A 6,000-nucleotide genomic window follows, 5' to 3' on the forward strand; every position below is an offset into this window, starting at 1 on the left:
TGTGAATATGTCCTGACAAATGCATCACCAACGAAGGTGGCCCCGCAGCTTGGAGCTGCGGGGCCACACCGAGTCAAGAGGAGGCGACAAGCTCCCGAATCTTCTCGAGCTGGAACTTGGAGACCTCGTCGGCCCGCTCGTCCTCGGCGAAGACGTTCGAGACGATGAGGGCGTCCGGTCGATCGAGGTACCCGACCTGCTTGAGCGTCGAGAACAGCTCGGCGAAGTCGACGTCGCCGTCTCCGATGCGCAGGTGCTGGTGGATGCGCGCCTCGTTGCCCGGAGGGTTCGAGATGTAGCGCAGCCCGTGCGAGCGGTGGTGGTCGAACGTATCGGCCGTGTAGACGGCGCCGAGACGGTCGCCGAGCTCCGGGATCAGGGTCGTCGCCCGGTCGCCGTAGTGGAACGTGTGCGAGGCGACGTAGACGAAGCCGACGTTCTTGCTGTTCAGGCCGCGGATGACGCGCCACCCCTCGAGCCCGTCCTCAACGAAGTCGTTCGGGTGCGGGTCGATGTTCAGCTGGATGCCCTCGCGCTCGAGGATCGGCAGGAGCGTCTCCATGGAACGGTGGAACGCGTCTTCGGACTCGTTGAACTGCGACGGCTCGCCGCTGAACTCCGTGTTGATCACCGGGATCTCGAGGAGCGAGGCGAGCTCGATGACCCGAGTGAAGTTGCGGACCGCCGCGAGGCGGCCCGCCTCCTCGGGGCCCGAGATGCGCTGAACCGGCAGGATGGCGGGGATCGTGACCCCAGCATCCGCCGCCCGCTTCTTGAACTTCAGCGCATACTCGTCGTCGGCCGACGGGTGGCGGAAGAACCACGAGAAGTCGGGGTGCGGCGTGATCTGCAGGTACTCGTAGCCGAGTCGGGCCGCGATGTCGGGGAACTCGAGGAAGCCGGCGTCGTGGTGGAACGGCGTCGGGTCCAGCGCGATGCGAACCATAGAAGTGTCTCCTTATGCCTTGTCGTAGAACGCGGGGCGCTCAACCTGCTGCACCTCGACGATGCCGCCGTCAAACGCCTTCACGCCGGCCTCGCACGCGAGCGCGACGCGGTAGCCGTGCCAGGCGTCGGGGCCGTCGATGGTGCCGCGGGCGACCGCGTCGACCCAGCGCTGGATCTGCACGTCGTAGGCGGCAGCGAAGCGGGTGACGAACGAGCGGTGCTCTTCCTTCGCGAACGCGCCGTCGGACCAGGTCTGCACGCCGTTGGCCTGCCCGATGCGGGCAAGGCCGTTCGAGAAGACGGCTTCGGTCGCGACCTGGTAGCCGAAGCGAATGCTCACGTTCATCTCGACGTCGACGAGGATGCCGTTCTCGAGCTCCATGAGCACAAGGATCGGCTCGCGAAGGCGCTCCGGCGAGTTCGGGTTGCGGCGCATGTACTTGATCTCGATGTTGCGGATCTCGCTGCCTGCGAGCCACGGGATAACGTCGAGTTCGTGCACCACCGAGTCGTTGATGAGCATGTCCTGCGTGTAGCTCTCCGGCACGTCCGGGTTACGGTGCACGGCGCGCAGCGCGAGCAGCTCCCCGGCCTCGCCCGAGGCGATGATCTCGCGGAGGCGCGCGTACTCGGCGTCGAAGCGGCGCATGAAGCCGAGCTGGATGAGCGGGCGGTCGGATGCGGCCATCTCGGCCTCGACGACCCGCAGCGACGACGCGGAGTCGGCGGTGAGGGGCTTCTCGCACAGGATCGGCAGCTTCGCGGCGAGGGCCGGGAGGAGGACGGGCTCGTGGAACTTGCCGGGCGTCGCGATGACGACCGCGTCGACAGCATTCGCCGCGATCGCGTCCTCGATGCGCGTGAACCACCGCGCGCCTGGCGCGTTCTGCAGCGCCGCGGTGCCGCGTCCCTCGTCTGGCTCGATCACAGCCGAGACGATGGCGCCGCTGATGCGCTTCGTGATGCGTGCGATGTGGTCGGCGCCCATGAGGCCGGCGCCGACGACGCCGACGCGGAGGTCAGTTGCTGACATGTCGTTGATTCCTGTTCTTCTCAGGGACTACTTGGCGCGGGCCGCGGGCGTGGAGCCGCAGATGTGCTTGAGCGTGCGCTCGGCGATCGGGTACGGGCGGTCGGCCGAGCAGCCGAACATGTCCTGCTCGACAATGCCGAAGATGTTCGGGTCGATTTCCGCCGCGCGGGCAACGATGGGGCCGAGCTCGGGGATACCGTTCGGCGGCTCGACCATGATCATGTCGGCCGCTGCCTCTGCCCACGGCACGTCGTTCTTGAGCACGTCGAACAGCTTGTCGGGGTCGACCTGCTTGAGGTGCAGGTAGCCGATGCGCTCCGGGTAGGCGTTCATGAGTCGGAGGCTGTCGCCGCCGTAGTACGAGAAGTGGCCGGTGTCGAGGCAGAGGTTCGTGTACTGGGCGTCGGTCTCGCCCAGCAGACGCTCGACCTCGCGGTAGGTGCCCACGTGGCTGTCGGCGTGCGAGTGGAACTGCTGCTTGACGCCGTACTCCTCGAGGAGCGCCTTGCCGAGGCGGTCGTGGCCGGCCGCGAGGCGCTTCCACTGCTCGGCGTCGAGCGTGCGTGCCTCCTTGGCCTGGCCCGTGATGTCGTCACGCCACATGTCGGGGATCGTGACGAGGTGCTCCGCGCCCAGCTTCGACGCAAGCCCCGCGACGGCGATGGCCTGGTCCCAGGCGCGCTGCCACTGGCTCTCGTCTTCGTTGTGGAAGCCGGTGAAGACGGTTCCGGCCGACAGCTTCAGGCCGCGAGACTCGAGCTCGTCGGAGAGCTGGTTCGGGTCGGTCGGGAGGTAGCCGTACGGGCCAAGCTCGATCCACGTGTAACCGGCCTTGACGACCTCGTCGAGGAACGTCTGCCACGGGATCTGCCCAGGGTGGTCGGGGAGCCAAATGCCCCAGGAGTCAGGTGCGGTACCGATTCGGATGCTCTGCGACATCGTCGTCTGCTTTCTGTTGATGGTGATGAGGTGCTGCGGGGAGATGGTGTGGGGTGAGGGTCAGCCGAGCAGTGGCCGCTGGGCGGCCTTCTGCTCGGTGTAGTCCTTGAGCGCGTCCCGCGTGGAGCCGAGCGTCGAAGTCTCGGCGACCGGGACGTCCCACCATCCCTCGCCGTCCGGCGCGTAGATGAGGGGATCGCTGTTGATGTGGATGAGCGTCGAGGTGTCGGAGGCCTTCGCCTTCGCCATGGCCTCGCGCAGCTCGTCGATCGCGTTGGCGGTCGGTTCGATCTCAATCGTGTTAATGCCGTAGCTGCGTGCGTTCGCGGCGAGGTCCACGGGCAGAATCTGGTCGCCCTGGAAGTTGGAGCCGGCTTCGTCGAAGGCGCGGTACCAGGTGCCGAAGCGCTCGGACCCGACCGTCTCGGAGAGGTGCCCGATGGAGGCGTAGCCGTGGTTCTGGATGAGCACGACGATGATCTTGATGCCCTCGGCGACCGCCGTCACGAGCTCGGTGTGGAGCATGAGGTAGGAGCCGTCGCCGACCATGACGATGACGTCGCGGTCGGGTGCCGCCCGGCGCACGCCCATGCCGCCGGCGATCTCGTAGCCCATGCACGAGAACGCGTATTCGACGTGGTAGCCGAGCGGGTCGCGCACGCGCCACAGCTTGTGCAGGTCGCCCGGGAGTGAGCCTGCGGCCTGCACGATGACGTCGCGCGGGTCGCTGGAGGACTGGACGGCGCCGATGATCTCGGGCTGGCCTGGCAGATCGAGGCCGCTCGGCTCGAAGGCCACGTCGACCGCTGCGTCCCACTCGCTCTTCTCGGCGGCGATCTGCCGCGAGTAGTCGTCGCTGACGCGGTACCCCGAGAGGGCGCCGATGAGGCGCACCAGCGTCTCGCGCGCATCCGCCACGACGGGCAGCTGCGAGCCGTGCTTGTACGCGTCGAAGGCGGCGACGTTGATGTTCACGAAGCGCACGCCGTCGTTCTGGAATACGGTGCGGCTGGCCGTCGTGAAGTCGCTGTAGCGGGTGCCAATGCCGATGACGACGTCGGCCTGCGCGGCGAGGCGGTTGGCCGCGGTTGTGCCGGTGGCGCCGATGCCGCCGAGGTACTGGGGGTGGTCCCAGTCGAGGGAGCCGCCGCCCGCCTGGCTGGTTCCTACGGGGATGCCCGTGGCCTCGACGAAGGCGCGCAACTCGTTCTCGGCACCGGAGTAGATGACGCCGCCGCCGGCGACGATGAGCGGGTTCTTGGCGTTTCTGATCGCCTCGACGGCGCGGGCGAGCGGGCCGGCCTCCGGGAGGGGGCGACGAATGTGCCACTCGCGCTCCTCGAGGAAGGCGAGGGGCACGTCGATGAGCTCGGCCTGCACGTCTTCCGGCAGGGCGATCGTCACGGCGCCCGTCTCGGCGGGATCGGTGAGGACGCGCATCGCGGCGAGCGCGATCGAGTACAGCTGCTCTGGGCGCTGCACGCGGTCGAAGAAGCGCGAGAGGGGACGGAACGCATCCGTCACCTGGATGCCCGTGTCGTGCGGGAACTCGAGCTGCTGCAGCACGGGGTCGGCGACGCGGGTCGCGAAGGTGTCGCTCGGCAGCAGCAGCGCAGGCAGGCGGTTCGCCGTCGCGAGTGCGGCACCCGTGAGCATGTTGGCGGCGCCGGGGCCGACGGATGCTGCGCTCGCGTAGGTCGCGCGGCGGCGGCGCATGCGGGCGTAGCCCACCGACTGGTGCACCATCGCCTGCTCGTTGCGTGCCTGGAAGTACGGCATGAGCGTCGGATCTTCGACGTTGGCCTGCTTGAGCGCCTGGCCGATGCCGGCGACATTGCCGTGGCCGAAGATTCCGAACATGCCGGGGATGGTGCGCTCACGCACGTCGCCGTCGACGGTGTACTGCTTGCCGAGGAACTCGACGAGGGCCTGGCCGACGGTCATTCGCTTGGTTGACATCTGCGTCATTTCTTCTTGGTGGAGCTGGGTGCTTGGTGTGCTGGTGCTGGCTACTGCGGGCCGTAGGGGAGGCGGGAATCGAACTCCTGGGAAGTCCACTGCTCGCGAACCCAACCGTGGGCTGGGTCGTCGCTGATGAGCCACTCGCGTGCCTCGTCTGGGCCCGCCATGACGTTCAGGTAGTAGAGGTCGTAGCCAGGGGCCGCGACGGCGGGGCCGTGGTAGCCGAACGGGACGAGCGCGATGTCGCCGGTGCGGACGATCTCGTTGATCGAGATCTCGCCCGCTGGCGAGGTGTAGGTCGCGAACATGCCGAAGGCATCGGCTCCCTCTGGCACGGTTGCGTTCTTGGTGGGCTCGCTCTCGAAGTAGTAGATCTCTTCAAGGCGACTCTCGTGGCCGGGGTGGTGCTCGTCGTGCTTGTGCGGCGGGTACGACGACCAGTTTTCGGCCGGCGTGATGACCTCGCACACGATGAGCTTGGCGGCCTGCAGTGAGCCGGGGATGCCGAAGTTCTGCACCTGTCGGCTCGAACGACCGGCGCCTCGGAGCTCGACCGGCACATCTGCCTTGCGGAGCACCTGGAACGGGAAGACCTGCGTGGTCGGCGCCTCGGCGACGGCGACCCTGCCGTGTCCCGTGACGGTGGCGCTGGTCCCGACGGGAAGGTAGGCCACGTCGGCCGGCCCGTCGAAGACTGAGGGGCGCCCCTCGAGCTCGACGGAGGCGGGCGCATCCGCCCCGTCGAGCTCGAGGAACGCGTTCCCGCGGAGGGGGATGACCATTCGCTCAATGTCGCCTGCGGGCAGCTCGAGCCGCAGACCCTCGGAGAGGTCGGCGATTCGGATGCCCGTGTGTTCCCAGCCGGGGAGCGTCGCATCGACAACGCTCTCCCAGCCGTCTCGCGAGAGGGCTCCGCGGGCCCTGAACCAGGTGTTCTCTGCTGCGTCCCTTGGGGTGGCTGCTGTGGGTGAGGACATTGCTCGTGAGTCTTTCTGCATGCGAATGGTCTGGCCAGCGGTGGTCGCTGGTCGTGCTGGGTTGGTTAGTCGTTTTCGGGGAAGCCGAGGTTGATGCCGCCGTGCTTGGCGGGGTCGAGCCAGCGGCTGGTGACGGCTTTC

The 6,000-nt window shown here is 67.7% G+C and carries 5 protein-coding genes; all 5 read right to left on the bottom strand.

All coding sequences use genetic code 11. From position 1 onward, the window contains the following. Nucleotides 1-73: 73 nt before the first annotated feature. Genes ACPYN9_RS13880 through iolB form a run of 5 tightly spaced genes read right to left on the bottom strand, consistent with a single transcriptional unit; the run spans nucleotide 74 to nucleotide 5,859 of the window. Entirely contained in the window at nucleotides 74-946 is an 873-nt protein-coding gene (locus ACPYN9_RS13880) for a sugar phosphate isomerase/epimerase family protein (RefSeq protein ID WP_424467131.1), read from the bottom strand. Between the two features lie 12 nt (nucleotides 947-958). Continuing rightward, the gene (locus tag ACPYN9_RS13885; protein WP_424467132.1) at nucleotides 959-1,981 is read right to left on the bottom strand and encodes a Gfo/Idh/MocA family protein; all 1,023 of its coding nucleotides are present in this window, start codon (nucleotides 1,979-1,981) and stop codon (nucleotides 959-961) included. 27 nt (nucleotides 1,982-2,008) lie between these two features. Beyond that, nucleotides 2,009-2,920, bottom strand: a complete 912-nt coding sequence (locus ACPYN9_RS13890; RefSeq protein WP_424467133.1) for a sugar phosphate isomerase/epimerase family protein — start codon at nucleotides 2,918-2,920, stop codon at nucleotides 2,009-2,011. Nucleotides 2,921-2,980: 60 nt separating this feature from the next. Beyond that, on the bottom strand, nucleotides 2,981-4,879 hold the full coding sequence (gene iolD / locus ACPYN9_RS13895; RefSeq protein WP_424467134.1) for a 3D-(3,5/4)-trihydroxycyclohexane-1,2-dione acylhydrolase (decyclizing): 1,899 nt from the start codon (nucleotides 4,877-4,879) through the stop codon (nucleotides 2,981-2,983). 50 nt (nucleotides 4,880-4,929) lie between these two features. Next, nucleotides 4,930-5,859, bottom strand: a complete 930-nt coding sequence (gene iolB / locus ACPYN9_RS13900) for a 5-deoxy-glucuronate isomerase (RefSeq protein ID WP_424467135.1) — start codon at nucleotides 5,857-5,859, stop codon at nucleotides 4,930-4,932. Between the last annotated feature and the right edge of the window lie 141 nt (nucleotides 5,860-6,000).

This window comes from Pseudoclavibacter helvolus (genome assembly GCF_049707175.1).
Taxonomy (GTDB): Bacteria; Actinomycetota; Actinomycetes; order Actinomycetales; family Microbacteriaceae; genus Pseudoclavibacter; species Pseudoclavibacter helvolus_A.

What these genes read in the sequence shown, in the direction of transcription:
- ACPYN9_RS13880 (WP_424467131.1), bottom strand. Translation starts at nt 946, where the DNA reads ATGGTTCGCATCGCGCTGGACCCGACGCCGTTCCACCACGACGCCGGC.
- ACPYN9_RS13885 (WP_424467132.1), bottom strand. Translation starts at nt 1,981, where the DNA reads ATGTCAGCAACTGACCTCCGCGTCGGCGTCGTCGGCGCCGGCCTCATG.
- iolD (WP_424467134.1), bottom strand. Translation starts at nt 4,879, where the DNA reads ATGTCAACCAAGCGAATGACCGTCGGCCAGGCCCTCGTCGAGTTCCTC.
- ACPYN9_RS13890 (WP_424467133.1), bottom strand. Translation starts at nt 2,920, where the DNA reads ATGTCGCAGAGCATCCGAATCGGTACCGCACCTGACTCCTGGGGCATT.
- iolB (WP_424467135.1), bottom strand. Translation starts at nt 5,859, where the DNA reads ATGTCCTCACCCACAGCAGCCACCCCAAGGGACGCAGCAGAGAACACC.